The organism is Hymenobacter sp. BRD128, assembly GCF_013256625.1.
In the GTDB taxonomy this organism is placed as follows: domain Bacteria; phylum Bacteroidota; class Bacteroidia; order Cytophagales; family Hymenobacteraceae; genus Hymenobacter.
Genome location: NZ_CP053908.1, coordinates 3,106,513 through 3,130,406, shown reverse-complemented (window position 1 = coordinate 3,130,406; position 23,894 = coordinate 3,106,513). Strand labels below are relative to the sequence as shown.

Annotated in this window: 17 protein-coding genes and 1 pseudogene; 12 read left to right on the top strand and 6 right to left on the bottom strand. The window is 61.2% G+C overall.

What is annotated here, in order from left to right:
• Positions 1–90 precede the first annotated feature (90 nt).
• Entirely contained in the window at positions 91–1,515 is a 1,425-nt protein-coding gene (locus tag GKZ68_RS13820; RefSeq protein WP_173115767.1) for a S9 family peptidase, read from the top strand.
• A 70-nt stretch (positions 1,516–1,585) separates the two neighbouring features.
• Positions 1,586–2,239 carry an OmpA family protein gene (locus GKZ68_RS13815; protein WP_173115765.1) on the top strand — a complete coding sequence of 218 codons (654 nt, stop codon included), beginning with the start codon at positions 1,586–1,588 and terminating at the stop codon, positions 2,237–2,239.
• 83 nt (positions 2,240–2,322) lie between these two features.
• On the opposite strand, the gene GKZ68_RS13810 is transcribed toward GKZ68_RS13815, so the two are convergent.
• Together GKZ68_RS13810 and GKZ68_RS13805 are read right to left on the bottom strand one after the other, a co-directional pair.
• Entirely contained in the window at positions 2,323–3,222 is a 900-nt protein-coding gene (locus tag GKZ68_RS13810; protein ID WP_173115763.1) for a carboxypeptidase-like regulatory domain-containing protein, read from the bottom strand.
• A gap of 276 nt (positions 3,223–3,498) precedes the next feature.
• Positions 3,499–4,329 carry a carboxypeptidase-like regulatory domain-containing protein gene (locus tag GKZ68_RS13805; RefSeq protein ID WP_302051993.1) on the bottom strand — a complete coding sequence of 277 codons (831 nt, stop codon included), beginning with the start codon at positions 4,327–4,329 and terminating at the stop codon, positions 3,499–3,501.
• A gap of 315 nt (positions 4,330–4,644) precedes the next feature.
• On the opposite strand from GKZ68_RS13805, the gene GKZ68_RS13800 reads away from it, so the two are divergent.
• From GKZ68_RS13800 to GKZ68_RS13790, 3 genes are all read left to right on the top strand, one after another.
• Positions 4,645–4,926, top strand: coding sequence for a FeoA family protein (locus tag GKZ68_RS13800; protein WP_254244005.1), 282 nt, complete (start codon positions 4,645–4,647; stop codon positions 4,924–4,926).
• Between the two features lie 76 nt (positions 4,927–5,002).
• Positions 5,003–7,114, top strand: coding sequence for a ferrous iron transport protein B (gene feoB / locus GKZ68_RS13795; RefSeq protein WP_254244284.1), 2,112 nt, complete (start codon positions 5,003–5,005; stop codon positions 7,112–7,114).
• A gap of 87 nt (positions 7,115–7,201) precedes the next feature.
• Positions 7,202–7,756, top strand: a complete 555-nt coding sequence (locus GKZ68_RS13790; protein WP_173115759.1) for a hypothetical protein — start codon at positions 7,202–7,204, stop codon at positions 7,754–7,756.
• Here GKZ68_RS13790 and GKZ68_RS13785 read toward each other — a convergent pair.
• The 4 genes from GKZ68_RS13785 to GKZ68_RS13770 form a co-directional block, all read right to left on the bottom strand.
• Positions 7,753–9,222 (bottom strand): RagB/SusD family nutrient uptake outer membrane protein, encoded by a 1,470-nt coding sequence (locus GKZ68_RS13785; protein ID WP_173115757.1) that lies wholly within the window; start codon positions 9,220–9,222, stop codon positions 7,753–7,755. The two genes, GKZ68_RS13790 and GKZ68_RS13785, sit on opposite strands and share 4 nt — an antisense overlap.
• Before the next feature lie 21 nt (positions 9,223–9,243).
• Positions 9,244–12,249 (bottom strand): TonB-dependent receptor, encoded by a 3,006-nt coding sequence (locus GKZ68_RS13780; protein WP_254244004.1) that lies wholly within the window; start codon positions 12,247–12,249, stop codon positions 9,244–9,246.
• A gap of 331 nt (positions 12,250–12,580) precedes the next feature.
• Positions 12,581–13,957, bottom strand: a complete 1,377-nt coding sequence (locus tag GKZ68_RS13775) for a RagB/SusD family nutrient uptake outer membrane protein (protein ID WP_173115753.1) — start codon at positions 13,955–13,957, stop codon at positions 12,581–12,583.
• A 40-nt stretch (positions 13,958–13,997) separates the two neighbouring features.
• Complete coding sequence (locus GKZ68_RS13770) at positions 13,998–17,081, bottom strand: TonB-dependent receptor (protein ID WP_173115751.1); 3,084 nt, start codon at positions 17,079–17,081, stop codon at positions 13,998–14,000.
• Between the two features lie 297 nt (positions 17,082–17,378).
• Between GKZ68_RS13770 and GKZ68_RS22170 the strand changes: the two are divergent.
• From GKZ68_RS22170 to GKZ68_RS13735, 7 genes and pseudogenes are all read left to right on the top strand, one after another.
• A pseudogene (locus GKZ68_RS22170) lies at positions 17,379–17,903 on the top strand (ribonuclease D); the annotation flags it as partial.
• Positions 17,904–18,040: 137 nt separating this feature from the next.
• Positions 18,041–18,559: an HRDC domain-containing protein gene (locus tag GKZ68_RS13760; RefSeq protein ID WP_367949164.1), complete on the top strand. Its 519-nt coding sequence runs from the start codon at positions 18,041–18,043 to the stop codon at positions 18,557–18,559.
• 31 nt (positions 18,560–18,590) lie between these two features.
• A complete protein-coding gene (locus GKZ68_RS13755) occupies positions 18,591–20,636 on the top strand; it encodes a carboxypeptidase-like regulatory domain-containing protein (protein WP_173115747.1) in 2,046 nt (681 codons plus the stop codon).
• Between the two features lie 63 nt (positions 20,637–20,699).
• Positions 20,700–21,794 carry an endolytic transglycosylase MltG gene (gene mltG / locus GKZ68_RS13750; protein ID WP_173115745.1) on the top strand — a complete coding sequence of 365 codons (1,095 nt, stop codon included), beginning with the start codon at positions 20,700–20,702 and terminating at the stop codon, positions 21,792–21,794.
• Between the two features lie 94 nt (positions 21,795–21,888).
• The gene (dtd, locus tag GKZ68_RS13745; RefSeq protein ID WP_173115743.1) at positions 21,889–22,338 is read left to right on the top strand and encodes a D-aminoacyl-tRNA deacylase; all 450 of its coding nucleotides are present in this window, start codon (positions 21,889–21,891) and stop codon (positions 22,336–22,338) included.
• A 12-nt stretch (positions 22,339–22,350) separates the two neighbouring features.
• Complete coding sequence (locus GKZ68_RS13740) at positions 22,351–22,707, top strand: nucleotide pyrophosphohydrolase (RefSeq protein ID WP_173115741.1); 357 nt, start codon at positions 22,351–22,353, stop codon at positions 22,705–22,707.
• Positions 22,704–23,867 carry an anhydro-N-acetylmuramic acid kinase gene (locus GKZ68_RS13735; RefSeq protein ID WP_173115739.1) on the top strand — a complete coding sequence of 388 codons (1,164 nt, stop codon included), beginning with the start codon at positions 22,704–22,706 and terminating at the stop codon, positions 23,865–23,867. The genes GKZ68_RS13740 and GKZ68_RS13735 overlap by 4 nt, the downstream gene beginning before the upstream one ends.
• Positions 23,868–23,894: the final 27 nt, after the last annotated feature.

Sequence of the window (23,894 nt, the reverse complement as noted above, 5' to 3'; positions counted from 1 at the left end):
TGGGCTGCGCGCTGGGCAAATGCGTAGCCGGTAATAAATTAGCGTTCGGAATTGTGCCAGCACCCGGCCCGCTAATTTATTCACGTGTAAATGACTGCTATTCGACTTAGGTTCTACTCGCTGCTAGCCCTGCTGCTCACGCTGGCGCTGCCCGGCCGCGCCACAGTCCCGCCGGCCCCCGACCCGCTCGACGGTCTCTGGAAAGGCCCTTTGAAGCTGCCCGGCGGCCAGCTCGATGTGACATTTCGCCTCGTCAAGCTCAGCAGCGGCGACTATTTCGCGACGCTCGACGTGCCGTTGCAGCGGGTTAATAATCTGGCCGTTACGGTAACGACTCACGCCGATACGGTAGTGTTCGTGTCGGCCGAAGCCAACTGCCGCTTCACCGGGCGCCTGCTGCCCGACGGCAAGCAGCTGCAAGGTGCCTGGCAGCAGCCGGGCTTTGAGGTGCCGCTTACGCTCACGCGCACCGTGCCGCAGCAGGCCGCCCGGCCCCGCCTTACGCCGCCCTACCGCGAAGAAAATGTGACGTTTAGCAATGCCAAGGCGGGCGTGCAGCTGGCGGGCACGCTCACCGTGCCCGCCGGGCCGGGGCCGTTTCCGGCCGTGGCTTTGCTCAGCGATGTGGGTGCCCAGGACCGCAACGGCACCGTGAATGACTTCGCGCCCATTGGCCGGCTGGCCGATTTTCTGACGCGGCGCGGCATCGCGGTGCTGCGCTTCGACGACCGCGGCACCGGGCAATCGGGCGGCGATGCCCAGGCTACCCTAGCCGACCAGCTCGGCGATGCCCAGGCCGCGCTGGCCTTCCTGCGCGCCCGCCCCGAAATCGTGGCTAAGCAAGTGGGCCTGGTGGGGCACGGTGAAGGCGGCAACGTGGCCCTGCTGGCGGCGGCCCAGCCCACCCCTCCGGCGTTTGTAGTGGGGCTAGCCCCCTACGGGCTGCCGGGCGGCGACATTGCCATGCAGCAGCAGGAAGCTACTTTGCGCAGCTTGCAGCTAGCCCCGGCCCAGCTCGACATCGTAATAAAGCGCCAGAAGGCGATAATCGACGCCATCCGGCAAACTATCAACCGTAGTCAGGCCCAGGCCATTGTGGCTAATATCTTGAAGCAGAATAACCCAGTGCTTGATAATGCTGCCGTGCAGGCCCGCGCCGCCGAAATGACTTCGCCGCCCTACCGCTATTTCCTGGGCTTTGACCCGGCCGAAAACCTGGCCAGCGTAACCTGCCCCGTGCTGCTGCTCTACGGCAGCGCCGACACGGTCATCAACCCCGACAACAACCTGAGCGCGCTGGTAAAAGGCCTGAAGGCCAATAAGTCGGTAACGGCGCGCAAGCTGCCGGGCGTCAACCACTTGTTTCAGCCGGCGCCCGACCAGTGGCCCATCGTAGGCGGGCAGCCGCAGCCCAACTTTTCGCCGGCCGCTGCCGAAGCGGTGCGCGCCTGGCTAGCCACCCAGGCGCCGCCGGCCCCGGCCCCGGCCGGCAGCCCGCCTACGTCGGCCCGCTAACATTCGGCTACCGGTCTGCGTACAGGAAGGGCGCTTTCTCCCCCGAAAGCGGCACCTTACCCCCTATTTCATGGCAAAATTCGCCTATTCCCTGCTGGCAGCCTCGGTGCTGCTGGCTAGCTGCAACGACTTGAAAAAGTCGGATGAAAAAACCACCCTCGGCGATGCTACTGCCGATACGGCCGTAGTTGCCCGCACCGGCAAAACGGTGAGCGACGTTGCCACTAATGCCGCCAACTCGGTCGATAGTGCTGCTAGCAAAGTAGGTAGTGCCGTGAGCAATACCTTCGACCTTACCAAGGCCAAGCTGGCCGACGTGAAGCTGCCCGAAGTGAACTTGAGTGGCGTAACCGTGCGTGGCAACGAGGATTACGAGGTATATGGCCTGGAAGAAAAGGTGCTTTTCGACACCAATAAGGCCACTATCAAGCCGAGTGCGGCCGAGGCACTCAAGCAAATCAGTGCCTCCATCAGCAAGCGCTATCCCGGCAAGGATGTGCGCGTGCTGGGCTTTGCCGACGCGCGTGGCGACAAAAGCTACAACCGCGCCCTGAGCCAGCAGCGCGCCGAGGCGGTGAAAAACTACCTCATCACCACTAATAAGCTGCCCGCCGACCACCTCAGCACCGAGGCTTTCGGCGAAAGCCAGCCGGCCGCCACTAATGCCACGGCCGCCGGCCGCCAGGAAAACCGCCGCGTCGAAATCGCCGTGCGCGTGCGCTAGCCCACTAGGCTACAGTCAATGTAAAAGGCCGGCCTCCCGTTGGGGAAGCCGGCCTTTTTAGCTTTTTGCCGAAACGATAGGTCTTATTTATAGGCGTCTACTTCGGCGCGCATCATGGCGTTGAAGTGCGAGCCGCCGTTGGCTAGGGTCACCAGGTTCCAGCCCCGGCCGATGGCGTAGCTCCAGGTGCGGCTGTCCTTAAACTCAAACGTGGGCCGCAGAATCTGGCCGTAGGGCGTGTAGTTATCCATAAAATTAGTAGTATAGAATTTATCGCCGCTCACAATCCACTCCATCGCCACGTAAAAGCCTTCCTCGGGCGCCACCAGGTTGTAGGGCGATAAATCGACCGTGAACCACTCGCCGCCGCGCGCCGCCGACACAATCACGCTCTCGGTGAGCATGTCTTCGTTGGGCGCATTATAGTTGCCGTTGGCCTTGTAAATGCGCACCCGGAACGGCTCGCGCGGGAAGCCATTCTCACCAATGAAAAACGACACCGTGCGAATGAGCCCAAGCTTTTTAGCCTTGTCGTTCTTGCACATGAAGGCGTACTGGCTGCCCGGCATGCCCTGAATCATGCCCGCCGCCGGCGAGTTGGAGTGCGCCCCGAGCAGCGTCGGCTTCACACCCTTTGTCTCGACCTGCACGTTGGCCAGCGCGATGGCCTGCTTGGGTAGCTGAATAATGATTTCCTCCATATTGGCGCCGCGCTTCACGAAGAGCGCCGTGCGCTTGTAGCCTAGCGCCATCACAATGACCGAGTCTTCGGTTACCTTGGTGGGCATGGCTAGCTGAAAGTAGCCGTACTCGTTGGTGAGGGCACCGGTCTGCTCTTCGCGCAGGTTGATAGAGGCAAACGGAATTGGGTCCTGGGTTTTTTCATCCACCACGCGGCCCGTAATGCGGCCTTCCTGCTGGGCCCACCCTAGCGCGGGCAGCAGGCTAGCGACCAGTAAAGAGAATAGTAAACGCTTAATCATACAGAAAAAGTAAAATGAATAAGAACGCGGCGTACAAATTTAATTAAGCCCGTTCGGTTGTCAGTGGGGTATAATAAAAATTTCTGAAAAATACGCCTTTTCAGCGCATAAGAGGCATTTTAAGGCGAAGCGGAGAGTGTATGATAATGGTATTTTTTTGATAAAGCTCTGTGCTGTGCCCAGTAATCCGCAAAGTCTCGCTCGCCGCGTCCTAAAACAAGCAGAGCCCAGCTAGCCGGGCTCTGCGTAAGAAAAAAGCTAATCTACTGGCAGCGCTTACTTAATCATGTCTACTTCGGCCTTAATCATGGCGTTGTAGTGCTGGCCGGCGGCGGTAGCCATCGTGAGCAGCGTCCAGCCCTTGGCGATGCTGTAGGTCCAGGTGCGGCTCTCCTTAAACTCGAACGTGGGGCGCATAATCTGGCCATAGGGCGTGTAGTTATCGTCCATGAAATTGGTGTTGAAAAACTTGTCGCCGCTCACAATCCACTCCATTGCCACGAAGAAGCCTTCCTCGGGCGCCACCACGTTGTAGGGCGTCAGGTCCACGGTGTACCACTGGCCGCCTTTGGGGGCCGATACTACCACGTTGTCGGTGAGGATGTCCGTATTGGGCGCATTGTAGTTGCCATCGGGCTTGTAAAGGCGCACCCGGAACGGCTCGCGCGGGAAGCCGTTCTCCCCAATATAAAACGACACTGAGCGGATATTACCCAGCCGCTTGTTCTTGTCGTTCTTCACAAAGAAAGCGTACTGCCCGCCCGGCTGGCCTTGCAGCAGGCCATCGCCGGGGTGGTTGGAGTTGGCGCCCAGTTCCAGGTTTTTCACCTTGCCGCCCTTCACGGTCACGTTGCTCAGCGCGATAGCACGCCGGTTCACTTCCAGTACCAAGTTGGCCAGCGGCTTGCCGCGCTGCACCGCAATGGCAAGGTGCTCGTAGCCCAGCGCCATCACGATAAGCGAGTCGGTTTCGTTTTTCAACGGCCCCGGCAGTTGAAATACCCCAAACTCATTGCTGAGGGCGCCCGTTTGCTCTTCTTTCAGGCTGAGGGACGTGAAAGGCAATGGTTCTTTCGTTGCCTTGTCAATGATTTTGCCGGCTAGCATCGACGCGGCTGGGGGAGTGGTCTGCGCGTGCGCGGCCCCACTAGCTACGCATAAGAATAATGCAAAATAAAATAAACGTTGGAACATTTGAGATGGGTTAAAGGACTGGCTAGTGCAAAAATAAGCGAAAGAGCTTATGGTTACCACATTTACAGATGAACAAAATTTCGGCTTACTAATCAGACCTTTCCAAATGGCCGGAATAGTGATTTTCGCCGCCTTTTGAGCGCAAAAAAATTAGGCTTACTTGGCCGCGCCAACCAAACGGCCGTATCTTTGTTTGAATTGAATCTAAATAACTCCAGCTCCTTACTCGTGGCTCTTTTCCGTCGCTCCGCTCCCGTGGCTGCCTCGCAGTCGGCCACTACCCGCCGCACCGCCAACGACCTGCGCCCTGGCGAGTCGGCCACCGTGTGCTGCCTCAAAGACCCCCAAATGGCGCTCAAACTCCTTGAGATGGGCTGCATTCCGGGCACGCAGGTACGGCTAGCCGGCCGTGCCCCCCTCGGCGACCCACTGATGCTGGTGCTCGGCGACGAGGAGTATACGCTGTCACTGCGCGTGAGCGAAGCCATTACTATTCAGCTAAAAGACTAACCCACAGCTCTATGGCGGGTGTTATTCAGGACGCGCGGCCCGTAGGGCCGCAACCCGGCACCGGGGCGCGGCGCCCCTGGCCGAGCGCCTGCCCCGCCTGGCCCTCATCGGCAACCCCAACTCGGGTAAGACCTCGCTCTTCAACCAGCTTACGGGCCTGAATCAGAAAGTCGGCAACTTTCCGGGCGTGACGGTAGACCGCAAAACCGGCATCGCCCAGCTAGGGGGCCAGCGCCGGGCCGAAGTGGTAGACCTGCCCGGCACCTACTCGCTCTACCCCAAAAGCCTCGACGAGCGCGTCATCGCCGACCTGCTTTATAATCCGCTCTCGCCCGACTACCCCGATTTTGTGGTAGTAACCGTGGATGCCAGTAACCTGCGCCGCAGCCTACTGCTGTTTTCGCAGTTGGCCGACCTGGGCTTGCCCGCCATCCTGGCCCTGAACATGACCGACGTGGCCGCCGAGCGCGGCATTCAGCTCGATGTAGTGGGGCTGGAGCGCGAGCTGGGGGTGCCGGTGGTGCCCATGAATGCCCGCAAGGGCGTAGGGCTGGCGGCGTTGCGCATCGTCATGGCCGACCGGCTAGCCGCCCGCCCGCCCGCCGGCCGCTTCTGGCAGCCTAGTGCGGAACTGCGGCCGCTGCTGGCGGCCATTCGCCAGCATTTCGACCTGCCCAACGACTACCTAGCGCTGCACTACGCGCACCAGTTTCGGCAGCTGCATTTTTTGAGTGAGGAAGATCGCACTTACTTAGCGCAACTTACTGAGCAGTACGCGTTTGACTCAACGGCCCAGCAAGCGGCCGAAACGGTGGGTCGCTACGCCAGTATCAACGAGCTGCTGCTGGAAGTAGTGACCGTGACGCGCACCGAGCGCCGCGAGCCGGCATCTAACCGCATTGATAAGGTGTTGACGCACCGGGTATTGGGCTATCTTATTTTCCTGGCTACCCTCTTTCTGCTGTTTCAAGCCATTTTTGCCTGGGCGCAATACCCAATGGACCTTATCGACCAAGGTATTGCGACGCTGAGTGCGGCCATTCAGGCGCGGTTTCACGGGCCGCTGGTGCGGCTGCTCACCGAGGGCGTCATTGCCGGGCTAGGGGGGGTGCTCATATTTATTCCGCAGATTGCCCTGCTCTTTGCCTTTTTGGCGGTGCTGGAAGAAACCGGCTACATGGCCCGGGTTACCTTCCTCATGGACAAGCTGATGCGGCCCTTCGGGCTGAGCGGCAAGAGCGTGGTGCCGCTCATCTCGGGGCTGGCATGCGCGGTGCCGGCCATTATGGGCGCGCGCACCATCGAGAGCTGGAAGGACCGCATGCTCACCATTTTTGTCACGCCGCTGATGTCTTGCTCGGCGCGCATCCCGGTATATACCGTGCTAGTAGCTCTGGTGGTGCCCGACGAAAGCTGGCTAGGCCTCTTCAACCTGCGCGGGCTGGTGCTCATGGGCCTCTACCTGCTGGGCCTAGTGTCGGCCCTGCTCTCGGCGCTGCTGCTCAAAACTGTGCTCAAGGCCCGCGAGCGCAGCTACTTCATCATGGAATTCCCGGTGTACCGCTGGCCGCGCTGGAAAAACGTGGGCCTGACTATCGTGGAGAAAGTCAAGGCTTTTGTGCTGCAGGCCGGCAAAGTAATTGTGGCCATTTCGGTGCTGCTGTGGGTGCTGGCCAGCTACGGCCCCGGCCAGCGCCAAGCGCAAGCCGCCGCGCAGGTGCAGCAGCAAGCTGCCGCCCAGCGCTGGCCCGCCGCCGAAACCGAGCGCCGCGTAGCTTCGGCCCGGCTCGAAACTTCCTACGCCGGCACTTTCGGCCACGTCATTGAGCCAGTTATCCGCCCACTGGGCTTCGACTGGAAAATCGGCATCGCGCTGCTCACGTCCTTCGCCGCCCGCGAGGTGTTTGTGGGCACCATGAGCACCATTTACAGCGTGGGCCAGGATGCTGACCTCGGCACCGTGCAGCAGAAGCTAGCCAGCGAAAAAGACGCGCAGGGCCGGCCGTTTTTTACGCCGGTGCGGGCGCTGTCGCTGCTCGTGTTCTACGTCTTTGCCATGCAGTGCATGAGCACGCTGGCCGTTACCTACCGCGAAACCAAAAGCTGGCGCTGGCCGCTGGGTCAGCTCGTGTACATGACCGGGCTAGCCTACCTGGCTTCGCTGTTTATCTGGCAGGTGTGGGGGTAGCTAGGAATAAAGAATGAGGAAGTTGGAATTTATAATTTCAGCAGAATCAATTCCTCATTACCTATTCCAAATTCTAAATTAACAAAAATGACGACCTACGAAACGCTGCTGCGCCTAGCCTTCCGTGCGCCCGCCGATGTGGCGCATTACCTCACACCAGCCACGCTCGGGGCCGCCGCCGGCTTCGAGCGGGCTAGCCAGACCGAGCAGCCGTTCCGCTTTGAGCAGTGGCGCCTGGGCGTGGCGGCTAGCCTGCTGCGCCTGTTGGCCGACCTCGGCGACCACGACGAAGCGCGCCGCGCGGCCGACGTGCTGCACCGCGCCCTCAACACGGCCAAGTCGCCGCAGGACATCGACAAGCAAATCGGTAAGGAAAACAAGCTTTTCGAGCAGATTTATACCAACCTCTACGTCAATGACGAAGGCGAGGCGCTGCTAGACTTTTTCGCCCGCACCCTCGATGCCGACGCCCCGACCTGCTGGCCCAGGTCGAAGACGAAGCCGTGGAGCTGGCGCGCGGGCTGGATTTTGAGCGTGCGGCCGATGACAACGGCGAGTAGCCGCGCCGAAAGACAGGTAAAAATGAAAAGACCCGCGCCACCGGCGCGGGTCTTTTTTGTTGGCGCAAGCCCGGCGGTCTAGTAGCTCGGGTTTTGCGTTAGGTTCGGGTTATTGTTGATTTCTTGGTACGGGATGGGCAGAATCTCCTTGGGGTCGTTGGCGTTGATGGCCGGAATGGCAGGCGAGCCGGGGTCGGTAGGGGTAGCCGGTACGGCGGGTTGAAACTCGCGCACATTCAAGTTATTGCGCTTGAGGTCGTAGAGGCGGAAACCCTCGAAAGCGAGTTCCAGCTGCCGCTCCAGCAGCACGTCGCTAAGGGTGGCGCTGGTCAGGGGCGTGGCGCCCGAGCGCTGCCGCACGCGGTTAAGGTCGGTTAGCCCCGAATTACCGGCTCGGATATCGCACTCAGACCGGATGAGGTACATCTCGGCCAGGCGAATGAGCGGAATATTCTGGCCGTAGGTACGCCACTTGGCTGTACGTAGCTGGTTGGGACGGTTGTTACCGTCGCTCAGGTAAATGAGCTTCTTGGTTTGCAGAATCGTGAGTGAGTCGGTGCCGCGCACGTCGGGGCCGGTGGGCGGGCCGTAGAGCGCCGCGAAGGACCCATTTACTTGCACATCGCTACGCCCATACAGAATACCCTGGTCGCCGGTGGGGCTGTAGCCTGCGAAGAACGTGGCCAGGCCGCTGTTGGCGGTGCCGGCGTTGTTCTGGTCGTTTTGCTGCACTTCAAACAGGCTTTCGGCGCTGTTGCGGTTGGCAAACACGGCGGCCAGTGTGCCGGCCAAGGCTGCGCCGCTGTTCGTAATGACGTCGTCGGCGGCGGCGCGGGCAGCGGTATAGTTGCCCTGCTGCAAGTACACGCGCGCCAGTAGCGCTTCGGCCGAGTACGACGAGGCGCGGGTCACATTAAGCGCGGGCAGCCCTTTCATAGCGGCCTGCAAATCACTGATGACCTGCGTGTATACCTGCTGCACGGTGGCGCGCGACAGCTTGACGTCGGCCTGCGCGATGGTGTTGTTAGCGGTCAGGTTGATGGGCACCCCGGGCTGCGTATTAGCGCCGCCGGCTTTGTACTGCTGGGCATAGAGGCGCACCAGTTCGAAGTACATGGCCGCCCGGATAAAGTGCATCTCGCCCCGAAACTGCTTGCGCTGGGCGCTGTCAGTTACCACGCTCAGGTTAGCCAGCACCAGGTTGGTCTGGTTGATGTTGGCATAGGCCTGCCGCCATATCTCTAAGGCGTTGGAAATCTGTGCATTTTGAATGTGATTGGCCAGCTGCGCGTAGTTCTGAAACGACCCGCGCCAGGTGATGTAGTTGTCGCTGGCCATCAGCTCGGGCACCAGAATGAGGTCGGTGCCGTAAAGGCTGGAATTGTCGAGTTGGGCGTAACAGCCCACCACGGCCGCGCCTACTTTCTGCGACGTGTTGAAGGCCGTGGAAAGGTCGATGCTTTGCTGGGGCTGAATATCGAGAGCGTCTTTGCAGCCCGCCAGGCCCAGGGTGAGTGCTAGGGCCGACTTAACGAAGATATTTTTCATATGAATGAACAGGACAACTGATTAAAAGCCTAGGTTAGCCCCAATGAGAAAGGTTCTGGGCAGCGGCGGCGTGTAGAAATCGTGGCCGAGCGCGATGTTGCCCGAGTTGCCGACACCCAAGCCAGTACCTAAACCAAAAGTGTTCACCTCGGGGTCGTAACCGGTGTATTTAGTGAAGGTGGCTAGGTTTTGGGCCGTGAGGTAGATGCGTACCGTTTGCAGGTAGCCGCGCTTCACAAGGTCGGCGGGCAGGGTGTAGCCTAGCGTCACGTTTTTCACGCGGAAGAACGAGCCGTCCTGCACGAAGCGCGACGAGTTGCCGATACCATTACCCGAGCCGAAGCTCGACTTGGGCACGTTGGTGATGTCGCCGGGCTTCTGCCAGCGGTTGAGCTGGTCGATGGTCTGGTTGTCGAGGTAGTTGTTGAAGCCCGTGGACTGGTACACGCCGGCCGCATTGTAGATGTCGTTGCCGTAGCTGAACTGTCCCAGCGCGCTTAAATCGAAGCCTTTGAAGCTAGCCGTGGTATTCACGCCGCCTGTAAACTTGGGGTTCGGGTTGCCCACTTTCATATCGGGGGCCGCGCCGTAGTCGTTGGTGGCCGTGCCATCGGCCTGGGTATAGAGCGCGTCGCCGTTGGTGGGGTCTACGCCGGCGTAGCGCTTGGTGTAGAACACGCCCAGCGGCTCGCCCTGCATTACGCGGCTGACGATGGCGCCGCCCGGAATAATGGGCGTGGCCAGCGAGGTAATCAGGTTGCGGTTGAACGACATGTTGCCGCCCACGCTCCACTTAAAGTCGCCATCCAGAATGCGCCCGTTCAGGGCAATTTCCAGGCCGCGGTTGCGCAGCGAGCCCACGTTCTGGGTGGCGTTGCTGAAGCCGGTGGCTAGCTGCAGCTGGCGGTTGAGCAATAGCTTGTCGGTTTGCTTCTGGTACACGTCTACCTCACCGGTGATACGGTTTTGCAGGAAGCCAAACTCTACGCCGATATCCGTCTGCTTGGTATTTTCCCAGGTCAGGGTCGGGTCGCCGAGGGCGCCGCCCACAAACGTGCCCGACTGGTCGGCGTAGGGCAGGGCCGACACAAGGCTGCGCGACGAGAAGTTGCCAATCTCGGCGTTGCCGGTGAGGCCGTAGCTGGCGCGCACCTTAAGGTAATTGATAACGGTATTGCCCTTCAAGAAGCTTTCCTCCGACAACAGGTAGCCGAGCGAGGCCGCGCCGAAGGTGCCGTAGCGGCGCTCGCTGCCAAAGCGCGACGAGCCGTCGATGCGGGCGCTGCCCCCAATAAGGTACTTGCCCTGGAAGGCGTAGTTGACGCGGGCAAAGTAGGATAGAATCGAGTAGCCGGTGCCCGACGAGCCCGAGCCGCCCGTTTTCACGGCCGCGCTGTTGATGCGCGTAAAGTCGCTGGTGGGAAAACCCCGGCCCTCGGCCGAAGTCACCTTGGTGTCGGAGCGCTGATATGACTCGCCGACCAACACATCGAAGTGGTGGTTTTCGGCGAAATCGCGCGCATAGGTGATGGTATTGTTGTTGGTGTAGTTAATTACCTGGGTCTGGGCATTGAAGGCATAGCCCGTGGCGGCCCCGGTTTGGGTGCCCGCGCTGCGCACCAAATCCTCGTTCAGGTTCAGGAAGTCACCCCCTGCCTCGGTGCGGATGGTCAGGCCCTTCATGGGCACAAAATTGAGGTAGGCCGAGCTAAACGAACGGTACGTGCCCGCGCGGTTCATGCCCAGCGCCTGGTCAATCAGGGCGTTGTAATAAATAGTTTGGGCATTGAGCTGGCCCGTGGTGGGGTCATATACTGGCTGGGTTGGCGCCAGTGCGTTGAGCTGCAAGGGGTTGGAGAAGTCGTTGTCGCCAGCCACGCGGTCGTTCACGGTGCGGGCCAGCGAGGTGTTGAGGCCCACCCGCAGGTTGTCGAAGATGCTGTGGTCAAGGTTCAGGCGCAGGCTCCCGCGCCGGAAACGGTTACCCACAATGATGCCCTTTTGGTCGTTGAAGGTGCCGCTCAGATAAAAGCGCGTTTTGGCGTCTCCCCCGCTCGCGCTAAAGTCATACTGCGACACGTTGGCCCCGCCACCAAAAAGCTTGTACTTGCCCTGGTTGCGGAAGGCTTGGTCGCTCCAATTAGTGTTGTAGGGCGAATTGTAATCCAGCCCAAAATAGTTGGCGAAGTCTTTTGGTAGGCTAGCCTGCGTCGAGTAGCCGGCATTGATGAGCGACTCGCCCAGCAGCTGGTTATACTGCGACGCATCCAGAAACTGCCGCTGGCGGGTGGGTGCGCTGATGCCGTAGTAGTAGCCGGCCGTCACCTTGGTCTGACCCTGCTTGCCCTTGCGCGTCGTAATGATAATCACGCCGTTAGAAGCCCGCGAGCCGTAGATGGCCGAGGCCGAGGCATCCTTCAGAATGCTGATGCTCTCGATGTCGTTGGGGTTGAGGTCGGCTAGGGGGTTCAGCGGCTCGGTGCTAGCCGACGACTGGTCCTGCGAGGTTACCGGGATGCCGTCAATCACGTACAGGGGCTGGTTGGAGGCCGATACCGATGAGGTGCCCCGCACCTGAATATTCAGGCCTTGGCCCAGCTTGCCGCTGCCCTGGTTGATAACCACGCCCGGCGTGCGGCCCTGAATCGACTGCTCGAACGACTGCACCGGCTGGTTCTGCACCACACTGCCCGAGAGCTGCGTCACTGAGCCCGTCACGTCGGCCTTGGCCTGCGAGCCGTAGCCCACCACCACGGCCTCGGCCAGGTCGGTGGCACTGGCGGCTAGGGTCACGTTGATGGTGCTGCGGCCTGCCACGGCAACCGTCTGGCTAGCATAGCCCACCGAGCTAATCACCAGGGTGGCACCCGGCCGGACCGACAAAGTAAAATTGCCGTCGGCGCCGCTGCTCACGCCGTTGGTAGTGCCGCGCTCTACGATGGTAGCACCGGGCACTGGGCTACCATCGGCGCCCACTACCCGGCCGGATACGGCCTGGGTTTGCGCGATTGCCGGCAGCGCAGCCATTACTAGCAAAGGAGTGAAAAGGTTTCTCATACAGGGAGTTGTAATTGTAAATTATACTGCTAAATGAGTGCGACCACGCTGCATAAAAAGGGAAGGGTGGCTAATCGTAAATAAAGCGCACGTTAGAAGAAGGCAATATGAATTTGTTCGGCCAATGTTATCAAATTGTGCGGATTGCTCAAGTAAAAGACAACCTTAACGCACTCAAACGCTTTGGAAGATAGAATTTTACGAATTTTACCTCAATTTTGAAAAAAAGTGCGGACGTTGTAAAACGAAAAGGCCCGCAACAAGTGTTGCGGGCCTTCCGGGTAGCAGATAATTAGGCTAGCTAGTAACCGGCGTTCTGAACGAGATTGGGGTTGGCGTTGATTTCGCGCAGCGGAATCGGGAAAATGAGCTTGGGCGAATTCCAAGCATAGGTTGTGTTGGTCAGCGGGTCAAAGGCCGACTCCTGGTTCCGCTTGAGGTCGCCGAGGCGGAAGCCTTCGAAAGCCAGTTCCAGCCGCCGCTCCTTTAGGATAGCATCCAGGGTGAGCGTAGTGAGCAGGGGTAGGCCAGCCCGGGTGCGGATGGTGTTGATGTCGGCGAGCGGGGTGGCGCCCACGGTGGTGCCCGCCCGGAAGTTAGCCTCGGCGCGCGTCAGGTACAGCTCGGCCAGGCGCATTAACTTGATGTTGCCGTACAGAACATCGTATTTGCGGGTGTAGGTAGCGGTGCTATTGGTTAAGAGCAGGCCCTGGCGGGTGTCACCAGGTTCAAATCGGGCTGCGAACTGCGGCAGGATGTTTACATCGGCCCGGCGCGTCACGGAATAGAACACGTTGAGCTGGTTGGTGCCGCTCTGCGACGAGAACTGGATGGCAAAAATATCTTCTGATGAATTACCCAGCGTTGAGCTCGCTGAAACAAAGTTGTCGGCGTAGTTGGCATTCAGCGCCGCCTTGTTCGAGGTTACCGCCGTGTTGATGGCGCGGTTGGCGGCGTTAGCGGCGTTGGCAAAGTCGCCTTGCTGTAAATACACCCGCGACAGCAAGCCGGCGGCGGCGGCCCGGTTGGCAAAAAAGCCATTGGTAAGGGGCAGCGAGGCTTCAGCCTTCGTAAGGTCGGTGAAAATCTGCGCGTATACTTCAGCCACCGTATTGCGGCTCACCTTGCTAGCCTCCGTCACGGTGGTAGTCGGGGTGAGCACCAGCGGTACGCCGGGGTTGCTGCTGGGCGTCCCATCGTTCCAGGCCTTGGCGTAGAGGCGCACCAGGTCGAAGTACACCAGCGCGCGAATGAATCGGGCCTCGCCCTCCACGCTGGCTTTTTTAGCCGAGGTGTCAAGCTTATCCAGGTTAGCCAGCACGTTATTGGTGCGGTTAATCACGTCGTAATCGTTTATCCAGATGCTAGATACGAAGACATTGGTGATGAGCAGCGACTTGCGCTGCGCCTGCTGCGGGTCGTTGAAGGTGCCCACGAAGGCCTCATCGCCGTTGTCGCCCAGCAGGTCCGACATCAATTGGATGTAGCCGCCGTAGCTGGAGCCGCTTTGCAGGCCCGTGTAGCAGCCAATGAGGGCCGCCTGCACATCGGTAGAAGTATTGAGCGCCGAGGCGGCGTCGATGGAGCTGGTGGGCGGCACGTTTAGCTTGCTGTTGCAGCCGGCTAGGCTGCCCGTGAGCAGGCTAGCGGCCAAAAGCCCAAGTACTATTTTTTTCATGATAGAATATCGTTAGAGAAGAAAGCAACGGCCGGTGGGCCTAGAAGCCCAGGTTGACGCCCACCGTATAGGTGCGGGGCTGCGGGGCGGTGTAGAAGTCGATGCCTTGGTTGATGTTGCTCTGGGTACGGTTACCGTTGCCGGTCACCAGGTTGCCGCCGCCGGTGAGGTAGTCGGCGCTTACTTCGGGGTCCCAGCCCGAATACTTCGTGAAAGTTAGCAGGTTGAGAGCCTGCACGAAGATGCGGGCCGACTGCAAGAAGCCCCGCTGGGCGATGGCGCTGGGCAGGTTGTAGCCCAGTAGCACGGTGCGCAGGCGGCCGTAGTCACCGTTGCGCACGAAGCGCGACGACAGGCCGGTACCGTTGCCGCTGAGGTAGCTGGCCTTGGGCACGTTGGTGATATCGCCGGGCTTCTGCCAACGGTTGAGCTGGTCGCGGGTTTGGTTGTCGGGGCCGTTGTTGAAGCCCACGGAGTAGAATTGCGCGCCGCCATCAAAAATCTGGTTGCCAAATACACCCACGATGGTCGCCGACAAGTCGAAGCCTTTAAAGGAGAAGCTGTTGGTAATACCGCCCGTCCAGGTAGGGTTGGGGTTGCCCACCGGTACGTAAGCTGCCGCGTTGATGTCGGCAGTGGTGCCCCGGTTCAGGGTGCCGTCGGCATTGGTGGTGTTCAGGTAGTAGAGGGCGTTGCCATTGGCAGGGTCTACGCCGGCGTATTCCGGACCGATAAACTCGCCCAGCGGCTGGCCTGCTTGCGCCCGGTTGAGGAAGTTGCCTAGGATATTGGGGCCGGCTAGGTCAAGAACTTTATTCTTGTTGAGGGCCGCGTTGAAGCTGGTTGTCCAGGTGAAAGCCCCGATGAGATTGCGCGTAGTCAGCACAAACTCCAGACCCTTATTCTCCATGCTGCCTACGTTGGCAAAGCGGCTGGTGAAGCCCGTAGTAGCGGGTACTGACTGCGACAAGGCTAGGCCCGTAGTACGCTTCAGGTAAATGTCCACCTCGCCGCTGATGCGGTTGTCGAGGAAGCCGTACTCAATGCCGCCATCGTACTGCGTGGTCGATTCCCACGACAGGTCGGGGTTAGCCAGCTGCGAAGGCCGCTGGCCCGAGGTGCCCACGTAGCCCGCGCCTACCGACGTAAACAGCGCCTGATACACCGAGTTGCCGATGTTCTGGTTGCCGGCCTTGCCAATGCTGGCCCGCAGCTTTAGGTTGCTCAGCACCGCATTGCCCTTCAGGAAACTCTCCTCCGACATCAGCCAGCCCACCGAAGCGGCCGGGAACACGCCGTAGCGCTTGTTGGGGCCAAAACGCGACGAGCCATCGACGCGGGCGCTGGCGCCCACCAGGTACTTGCCGGCGAAGGCGTAAGAGCCCCGGGCGAAATACGAAACCAGCGTATTCCCGGTGCTGTAAGACGTGCCCGCCGTGATTTGCGAAGCATTATCAATCGTTTTATACGCGTCGGAGGCAAATTGCGTACCCGTCACGCTGTTCCCTGTCAGGCGGCCTTCCTCGTAGCTCGTGCCGAGCGTCAGGTCGAGTGCATGCACGTCCGACAGCGTCTTTTTATACGATAAGTAGTTGTTAACTACTATTTTAGTGTTTGTAGTAGCCGCGTTAAACGTGTAGCCGTTGGTAGGGCCGCTGTTGCGGGAGGTGAGACGGCCTAGTATCTGATTTTCGGTCTGGTTGATAAAATCAGCTCCTAGCTCAGAGCGGAATATCAAATCCTGCGTCAGCTTAAACTGCGCGTAGACATTGCCCAGCACCCTGTAAGTAGTGGTAGCGTACGAGGCGCCCTGAATGCTGAGCAGCGGGTTGTAGTAGAACGGGAACGTGGTGTTGGGCACGCCGGTCGCCGGGTCGAGGGCGCCGCTGAGCAGACCCGTGCGCGGGTCGGTGAGCGGGGTAATCGGGGCCAGGGCCACGATTTGCATCGGCGAGCTAAAGGCGTTGTCGTTGGGCAGGCGGTTGTTGAGGCTGCGCGAAGCGGCCACGTTTACCCCAAACGAGAGCCGGTCGGTGGCCTGCTGGTCGATGTTGAAGCGCGTATTGATGCGCTGGTAGCGGTTGCCCACCAAAATGCCGTTCTGGTCGCTGTACTGGCCCGAGACGAAGAACTTGGTTTTGTCATTGCCGCCGCTAGCGTTCAGGTCGTACTGCGAAAACGGCGCCCGCTGAAAGGCCTGGCTCTGCCAGTCGGTATTATAAGTGAGCGGGTCGGCTTGGCCGGCCGCGTAGGTCGTGAGGCGCGTCGTGTTAGAAGCTGTCGAGCGGCCCGAGTTCACGAGCGCTTCCGTCAGCAGCGTCACGTACTCTTGGCTGTTCAAAAACTCGCGCTTGTGCGTGGGCTGGCTCAGGCCCGTCTGGTACCCAATCGTGAAGCGCGTAGCACCAGCCTTGCCACGCTTGGTGGTCACGATAACCACGCCATTGGTAGCGCGCGAGCCGTAGATGGCTGATGCCGACGCATCTTTGAGCACGCTAATACTCTCAATATCATTCGGGTTAATGTCGGCAATCGGGTTGGTCGAGGCCGAAGTTGAGGAGAGGTTGTCGGCCAGCACTGGAATGCCGTCTACCACATACAGCGGCTGGGCATCGCCGCTGATGCTCGACACGCCTCGCACACGCACCTGAATGCCCTGGCCCAGCTTGCCGCTGCTGCTTTGAATGAAAACCCCAGCAGCCTTGCCCTGGATGGACTGCTCAAACGACTGCACTGGCTGGTTACCCACTTCCTTACTAGAAAGCTGCACTATCGAGCCGGTAAGGTCAGCCTTGGTCTGGGTACCATAACCTACTACCACGGCCTCGCCCAAGTCGGTAGCACTAGCGGCCAGCGTCACATCGAGGGTGCGGCGGCCACCCACCGCCACTGTTTGGCTGGTATAGCCTACTGAGCTGATAATGAGTGTGGAGTTAGGCTGCACGTTCAGCGTAAAGTTGCCGTCGGCGCCGCTGCTCACGCCGTTGGTGGTGCCACGCTCTACTATCGTGGCGCCGGGCACCGGGGCCCCGTCTGAGCTTAACACTCGGCCGTTCACAGCCTGCGTTTGCGCGAGCGCAGGCAGGGACGCTACCACGAATAAAGGAGTAAGAATGTTCCTCATGAAGTAATGAGTAAAGAGTTAATAAAAAGAAGGCGTAGAGGAAAAAGAGCGGGCAGGACAAAATTGATAACTGCAAAATAAAGGGTAATTCATCAAAAATTTATAATGAAAAATCAAAAATGCCCTAAATAGATAAAGGGGGTTCTGATTTTTATTGAATTATTTTCTAGAGAAAGCATCTGAAATTTGTACGAGTTACTCTGAAAGCAGATTATTCTGATTTCACTGGTTAGGCAGGCCGTCAAATGATTTTTAAAATAAGGTTACCCACAGCTACCCCTACCTTTGCCGCCACGCATGAAGCCAACTATCCATTACCTTACCACGGCGGCCCAGGTGGCCGACGCGGCAGCCCACTTCACTACGCTGCCGCGTATTGGCATCGACCTGGAGTTTGACGACAACCGCTACCGCTACGGCCGCCACCTGGCCCTGATTCAAGTCTTTGACGGCCAAGAAGTTTACCTTATCGACCCGCTGCCCCTGGAGCCCGAAATGGCCGCCGGGCTCGAGCCCTTATTTGCCGTGCTGCGCAACCCGGCCGTGGCGAAGGTGTTCCACTCCTGCAAATCTGATATCCTGCTGCTCGACGAGCTATTTGGCGTCACCTGCCGCACCATTGTTGACACCAGCGTGCAGTTCACGCTGCTAGCCCTCGAAGACAATAATATCTCGCTAGGCCGCCTCATTCAGAGCGAGCTGGGGTTTGAGGTAGACAAAGGCGAGCAGAAATCGAACTGGCTGAAGCGTCCGCTCACCGAAGCCCAGAAAGAGTACGCCGCCAACGACGTGCTGTATCTCTTTGAGCTCACCGACCGCCTCACGGCCCGCTTGCAGGAGCAGGGCCGCGCCCAGTGGGCGGCTGAAGAAAACCACGCCCTCGAAGCCGTGCGCTATGGCCGTGGTGAGCTGCGCCCGCACCTGCGGCTAGCCGGCAAGTACCGCATCAGCCCCAGGAATTGCCTTTGTTTCGGGAGCTATACGCGCTGCGCGACCGCCTGGCGCGGCAGCTTGACCGGCCTAGCTACATGGTGCTCAGCAACGATAGGCTGGCCGAAATCACGCGCCAGCCCATCGCCTCGCACGGCGCGCTGCGCAATGCCGGCGGCCTGCATCCCGAGCTGAAGCGCGCGCCTTACGCCGACGAGCTGGTGGAGCTAGCCACCGCCGAGCTGGCCCCCGATGGCCCGCCGCCCGCCGACCAGCGCCGGCCGCAGCCCTTCCGCCGCCGCTTTGGCGGCCCCGTGGCGGCCCTGGCCGAAGCCCGCGAAACGCTGCTCACGACCCTCAAAAACCATCTGGCCGCCGACTACAGCCCCGTGCTGGCCAATACCGTGCTTAGCAACCGCCTCATCGGCGACGTGGTGGAGCAGGGCAGCCTGGCCGCCCTGCGCCCCTGGCAGCGCCAGCTGCTGGGCGAAACCGCCGGCCAGCACGGCCTAACCATCGCCGAACTGGAAGCACCGCTGCAAGGCTAGCCAGCCGACTGCACCTTCTATTTAGAACGTCATGCTGAGCTTGTCGAAGCATCTCTACCGCGCCGTTGAGGGTACTAACCCGATAAAAGTAGTAGAGATGCTTCGACAAGCTCAGCATGACGTTCTTTTTTTTATTGTCGCAGGCCTACTGTTACTGGCTTCGCCTTCGCTCGCCCAGGAAAGCCCGCTACTGCGCGGCCGCGTGCTCGATGCCGATACGCACCAGTCTATTCCGAATGCGCAAGTGGGCATCGGCGGCAACCGGCTAGGTACCAGCACTAATGCTGAGGGCCGCTTTGCCCTGCGAGTGCCCGCTGCTTACCGAAGCAGCGAGCTGGAAGTGGCGCTGCTGGGCTACCGGCCCTACCGCCACCCGCTGCCGCCGCTGCCAGGGCCGGAGCTGCTCATTGAGCTGAAAATCAGTCCGGCTAGCCTTAGCACAGTCACCGTTACGGCCTCGGCCGAAGGGATTATCCGGGAGGCGGTGGCGCGGATTCCGCTCAATTTTCCGGTGCGGCCCAGCCAGCTCACGGGCTTCTACCGCGAGTCGGACGATGAGGCCACTCGCCAGCGCTACGACTACCTGGTCGAGGGCCTGCTACGGGTGTATAAGCCTGGCTATCAGTACCCGCACGACCAAGGGCAAGTGCAGGTGCTGGAGTCGCGCCGGGGCGACCTGCGCCCGGCCCGGCCCGGCGCCCCGCTAGCCCCCATCAACTGGATAGCCGGTGCCTTCGTGCCGCACCGGTTTGATTTTGTGCACACCAGGGCCGAGTTTATTGATGCGGCACATTTCAAGGATTATCAGTACCGCCTCAGCCCGCAAACTACGTTTCAGGGGCGGGCGGTGTACGTCGTCACCTTCGGGCCCCGGCCGGGGGCCGACCGCGCCAATTTTGCGGGCGAGGTCTACATCGACGAGCGCAGCTACGCATTTTTGGGCGCCCGGTGGCACCGCACGCCGGCCGGCATCCGGCGCGAAAGAATGTTGGTATTTGAGGCCAGCGAGCGGGCCTATCGTGCCGATTATCAGCTGTATGCCGGACGTTATTATCTGAAAAGCATTTGGTACAACACCCTGGGTAAGCCGCTGGCCGGGCAGGTGCGCCACCACCTGGCCGAGTTCGTGACCACGGCCATCGACACGGCGCAGGCGCCGCTGCCTGGCTACCAGGCGCGCAGCCAGTACACCGATGTTTTTTTGAATAATCCTGCGCCTTACGACTCTACTTTCTGGCAGCACTACACCACCGTGCTGCCCCCGCAGGCGCTGCTCGACCAGACCCGCCAGCACCAGGCCGATACGCTTTTGCGGCGTCCGGCCCCGACCGCCGCACCCACCGCCCCGGTGGCCAAAAAGTGGAATTTACTAAAGCACCTGCGCTATTCTTACACCGGCGGGCTGCTGTCCGTTGCTGTGCCAACCACCGAGGCGCGCGTAGTGCTAGCCCCCGGCGGCTCGGTCTTTCGGGCCGATGGGCAGGCTAGTACCACTGCGCAAAGCCTGGCCGCCCACTATGCCTTTGGCGCGCAGCTCGACCTTACGCCCCAGCTGTCCGCCTACGCTACCACGCGCCATCTGCTGGGTCAGCTGCGCGGCGAGGGCTGGGAAGCTGGCCTGGGCTATGCCCGCAACCTTAACCCGCGCGGCCGGCCGCTGCGCGCCCGCGCCGGGCTAGCCTACCTGCGCCAAAGCGTGGGCCGCGAGCTGGGCACCTTCGCCAACCCCGATGCCAATCTGCGCCTGGCCGGCACGCCGCTCGCCGCCGACCAGCTCACGCTTTCCCTGCAAACCATCACCGACGCTATCCAGCCCCGGCTGGGGCTCGGCCTGGAGCTAAGCCACCACTGGGAAGCCGTGGCCGACCTCGGCTACCTGCTGCCGTTGCGCACCCGCCGCCAGCTGCTCATTGAAGAGAAAAAAGGCTTTTTCAGCTTCAACGAGCACGCCGCCGACCTCAACCTGCCGGCCACCGAGGCCTCAGTATTCGTGGCGAATCAGCCCGCCGCTGGTGGCCCCTGGCAGCTTGAACGCCTGCTGCTGAGCGTGGGGGTGCTATATCGGCTGGGGCAATAATGCTGGGTGGCAGCGTTAATTTTGGCAGATGCGCGGGCCGCCGACCCGCTTTTTGCCGACTGCATGACCGAACCTCAGCCCATGCCTCCTTCGCTGCCCGCTGCGCCGCGCCCGCGCCGGGCGGGGCTGGCGGTGGCCGCCGTGCTGCTGGGGCTGCTGGCTAGCGGGGCCGCGCTGGCCTGGCATTTTCTGTATCGGGCCAACGTGCCCGCTGCCGTCGATGGCCCGGCCTACCTCTACGTCCGGCGCGGCGTGGGGCTGACGGCCGTGCTCGACTCGCTGCGCCAGCCGGGCCTGCTGGCTAGGCCCCAGGATTTTGCCCGCGTGGCGCGCTGGCGCGGCTTCGGCACGGCGGCCCACCCGGTGCAGCCCGGCCGCTACACGCTGCCCGCTGGCCTGGGCAACCTCGACCTGCTGCACCTGCTCGAAAGCGGCCGGCAGGATACGCTGGCCTTCACCCTGAAGCCGTTTCATTACCTGCCGCAGCTGCCGCGCCAGGCCGGCTGCCAGCTGACTATTGACACAGTACAGCTGCATAAGCTACTGACGGATAATACTTACCTGCTGAGCCGCTACGGCCTTGACACGGCCACCGTGCGCACGTTGTTTATTCCGGGCACGCTGCGGCTATTCTGGCCTACGTCGGCACCACTATTTCTCGATTCGGTGGCGGCGCGGCACCGGCGCTTCTGGAATGCGCAGCGGCTGGCCCAGGCCGATTCCTTGCGGATGAGCCCCGTGCAGGTGGCCGTGCTGGCCAGCATCGTGCAGCGCGAAACGGCCCAGCCCACCGACCGGCCGCTCATCGCGGGTGTGTACCTCAACCGCCTGCGCCGGGGCCAGCCCCTGCAGGCCGACCCCACGCTGCTGTGGCCCCTGCACGGCCTGGGCACCCGCAAGCGCGTGCTCAACGTGGACAAGAAAGTCGATTCGCCCTACAATACCTATCGCCACAAGGGCCTGCCGCCCGGCCCCATCACCACGCCCTTCCCGCAGGCGCTCGATGCCGTGCTGCGCCCGGCGCACCACAACTTCGTGTTCTTCTGCGCCCGCCCCGATGGCAGCGGCTTCTCCGATTTCAGCGTAACCTTTGCCCAGCACAAGGCCTTTGCCCGCCGCTTTCAGCATCATTTGGATAGCTTAAAAATCAAACGCTAGGCCTTTGCTGTCCTTGCCGCGCTCCATCTCTGCTTTATGCGCAGAATGTTGCGCAAGGACAAACAATTGGCAATCAATAAATAAAAATCATCATATGCGCCTCGTTATTCAGCGCGTCCGCGAAGCCTCCGTCACGGTCGATAGCGCCATCACCGGTCAGATTGGTCCCGGCTTGCTGGTGCTGGCCGGCTGCGCGCCCACCGACGACGAAGCCGCCCTGGCCTGGCTGGCGCGCAAGCTGGTGGGCCTGCGCATCTTCAACGACGACAACGGCCAGATGAACCGCAGCGTGCGCGATGTAGGCGGCCAGGTACTGGTAGTGAGCCAGTTCACCTTGCTGGCCGATGCGCGCAAGGGCAACCGCCCCAGCTACATTGGGGCGGCGGCGCCGGCCGTGGCCGAACCCCTTTACGAGCGCTTTGTGGCCCTGGTGACCCAGGAGCTGGGCCAGCCGGTGCCCACCGGCATCTTCGGGGCCGATATGCAGGTGCGCCTGCTCAATGATGGCCCGGTAACGATTATTCTGGATTCGCCCACCCCCTGATTTGCTTCAAATATGACCCTAGCCCAGGCCCAGGCCACCGTCGATGAGTGGATAAAAACCACCGGCGTGCGCTATTTCAGCGAGCTGACCAACATGGCCATCCTCACCGAGGAAGTAGGCGAAGTGGCCCGCCTCATTGCCCGGCAATACGGCGAGCAGTCATTTAAGAAGTCGGACGAGGGCCGCGAGCTCGGTGACGAGTTGGCCGACGTGTTATTCGTGCTCATCTGCCTAGCCAACCAAACGGGCACCGACCTCACCGAGGCGCTGGCCCGCAACCTGGCTAAAAAAACTCAGCGCGATGCCACCCGCCACCGCGACAATCCCAAGCTAGCCAGCGGCGAAACACCGGCCCCCACCACTGTATGAACCCCCAGCTAGCCCGCCTGGCGGCCGTGGCCGCGCAGCCCAGCCGCCGCATCATCGGCCTCATGTCGGGCACCTCGCTCGATGGCCTCGATGTGGCGCTGTGCCACTGCACCGGCCACGGGGCTAGCCTGCAAGTAGTGCTGGAGCAGTTTGCTATGGTGCCTTACGAAGCTGATTTTCAGCAGCGGCTGCGGGCCATTAGCCAGCCCACGGTGCAGCTCGAAGACGTGGTTGTGCTGAATGCCGAAGTGGCCCGCCGCCATGCCGAACTGGTGCTTGCCTGTTTGGCACGATGGGGGCTAGCCCCCGCCGACGTAGATGTGCTGGCCAGCCACGGCCAAACCATCTGGCACGCGCCGCGCCACCAGCACGGCCGCGCCGATTTTGCCCACCACGCCACCCTGCAAATCGGCGACGGCGACCACTTGGCCCGGCTCACGGGCATTCTCACGCTCTCCGATTTTCGGCAAAAGCACGTGGCCGCGGGCTACGAAGGCGCGCCGCTAGCCCCATTTGCCGACGAGCTGCTGTTTCGAAAAGCCGGGGTTAATCGCCTGCTGCTCAACCTAGGGGGCATTGCCAACTTTACGCTGCTGCCCGCCGATGGCGGCCCCGCCCAGGCCACCGACACCGGCCCGGCCAACACGCTGCTCGACTACGTGGTGCGCCAGCACTACCCCGGCCAGCCCTACGATGCGGGCGGGCGGCGGGCGGCGCAGGGCCAGCCCCACGCCGGGCTGCTGGCCGCGCTGCGCAGCCACCCGTTTTTCAGGGAGCCTTTTCCTAAAACCACCGGGCCGGAGCTTTTCTCGCCTGCCTACCTGGCCGAAAATCAGCGCCAAACCAACACCGAAAGCCTCGCGGCCCCCGACCTGCTGGCCACGCTTGTCGAACTGACGGCCAGTGCGGTGGCCCAGGCGGTGCGCCACTACCTGGGGCCACCCTACGCGGCCGAACTATTGGTAAGCGGCGGCGGCGCTCACAATGCGACCCTGCTGGCCGCGCTGGCCCGCTACCTGCCCGCCAGCCGCCTGCTCAGCACTGCGGCGGCGGGCGTGCCACCCGATGCGAAGGAGGCCGTGCTGTTTGCCGTGCTGGCCAACGAAACGCTGGCCGGAAACTCGACTCTCGGCCTGGGCAAAATCTCGCTGCCCGGCTAAGCACCCGAAAAAAACGTAGGTGAAGAG

Coding starts and splice junctions, on each gene's coding strand:
- GKZ68_RS13820 (WP_173115767.1), top strand. CDS start 91: ATGACTGCTATTCGACTTAGGTTCTACTCGCTGCTAGCCCTGCTGCTC.
- GKZ68_RS13815 (WP_173115765.1), top strand. CDS start 1,586: ATGGCAAAATTCGCCTATTCCCTGCTGGCAGCCTCGGTGCTGCTGGCT.
- GKZ68_RS13810 (WP_173115763.1), bottom strand. CDS start 3,222: ATGATTAAGCGTTTACTATTCTCTTTACTGGTCGCTAGCCTGCTGCCC.
- GKZ68_RS13805 (WP_302051993.1), bottom strand. CDS start 4,329: ATGCTAGCCGGCAAAATCATTGACAAGGCAACGAAAGAACCATTGCCT.
- GKZ68_RS13790 (WP_173115759.1), top strand. CDS start 7,202: ATGACGACCTACGAAACGCTGCTGCGCCTAGCCTTCCGTGCGCCCGCC.
- GKZ68_RS13785 (WP_173115757.1), bottom strand. CDS start 9,222: ATGAAAAATATCTTCGTTAAGTCGGCCCTAGCACTCACCCTGGGCCTG.
- GKZ68_RS13780 (WP_254244004.1), bottom strand. CDS start 12,249: ATGGCTGCGCTGCCGGCAATCGCGCAAACCCAGGCCGTATCCGGCCGG.
- GKZ68_RS13775 (WP_173115753.1), bottom strand. CDS start 13,957: ATGAAAAAAATAGTACTTGGGCTTTTGGCCGCTAGCCTGCTCACGGGC.
- GKZ68_RS13770 (WP_173115751.1), bottom strand. CDS start 17,081: ATGAGGAACATTCTTACTCCTTTATTCGTGGTAGCGTCCCTGCCTGCG.
- GKZ68_RS13755 (WP_173115747.1), top strand. CDS start 18,591: ATGCTGAGCTTGTCGAAGCATCTCTACCGCGCCGTTGAGGGTACTAAC.
- mltG (WP_173115745.1), top strand. CDS start 20,700: ATGACCGAACCTCAGCCCATGCCTCCTTCGCTGCCCGCTGCGCCGCGC.
- dtd (WP_173115743.1), top strand. CDS start 21,889: ATGCGCCTCGTTATTCAGCGCGTCCGCGAAGCCTCCGTCACGGTCGAT.
- GKZ68_RS13740 (WP_173115741.1), top strand. CDS start 22,351: ATGACCCTAGCCCAGGCCCAGGCCACCGTCGATGAGTGGATAAAAACC.
- GKZ68_RS13735 (WP_173115739.1), top strand. CDS start 22,704: ATGAACCCCCAGCTAGCCCGCCTGGCGGCCGTGGCCGCGCAGCCCAGC.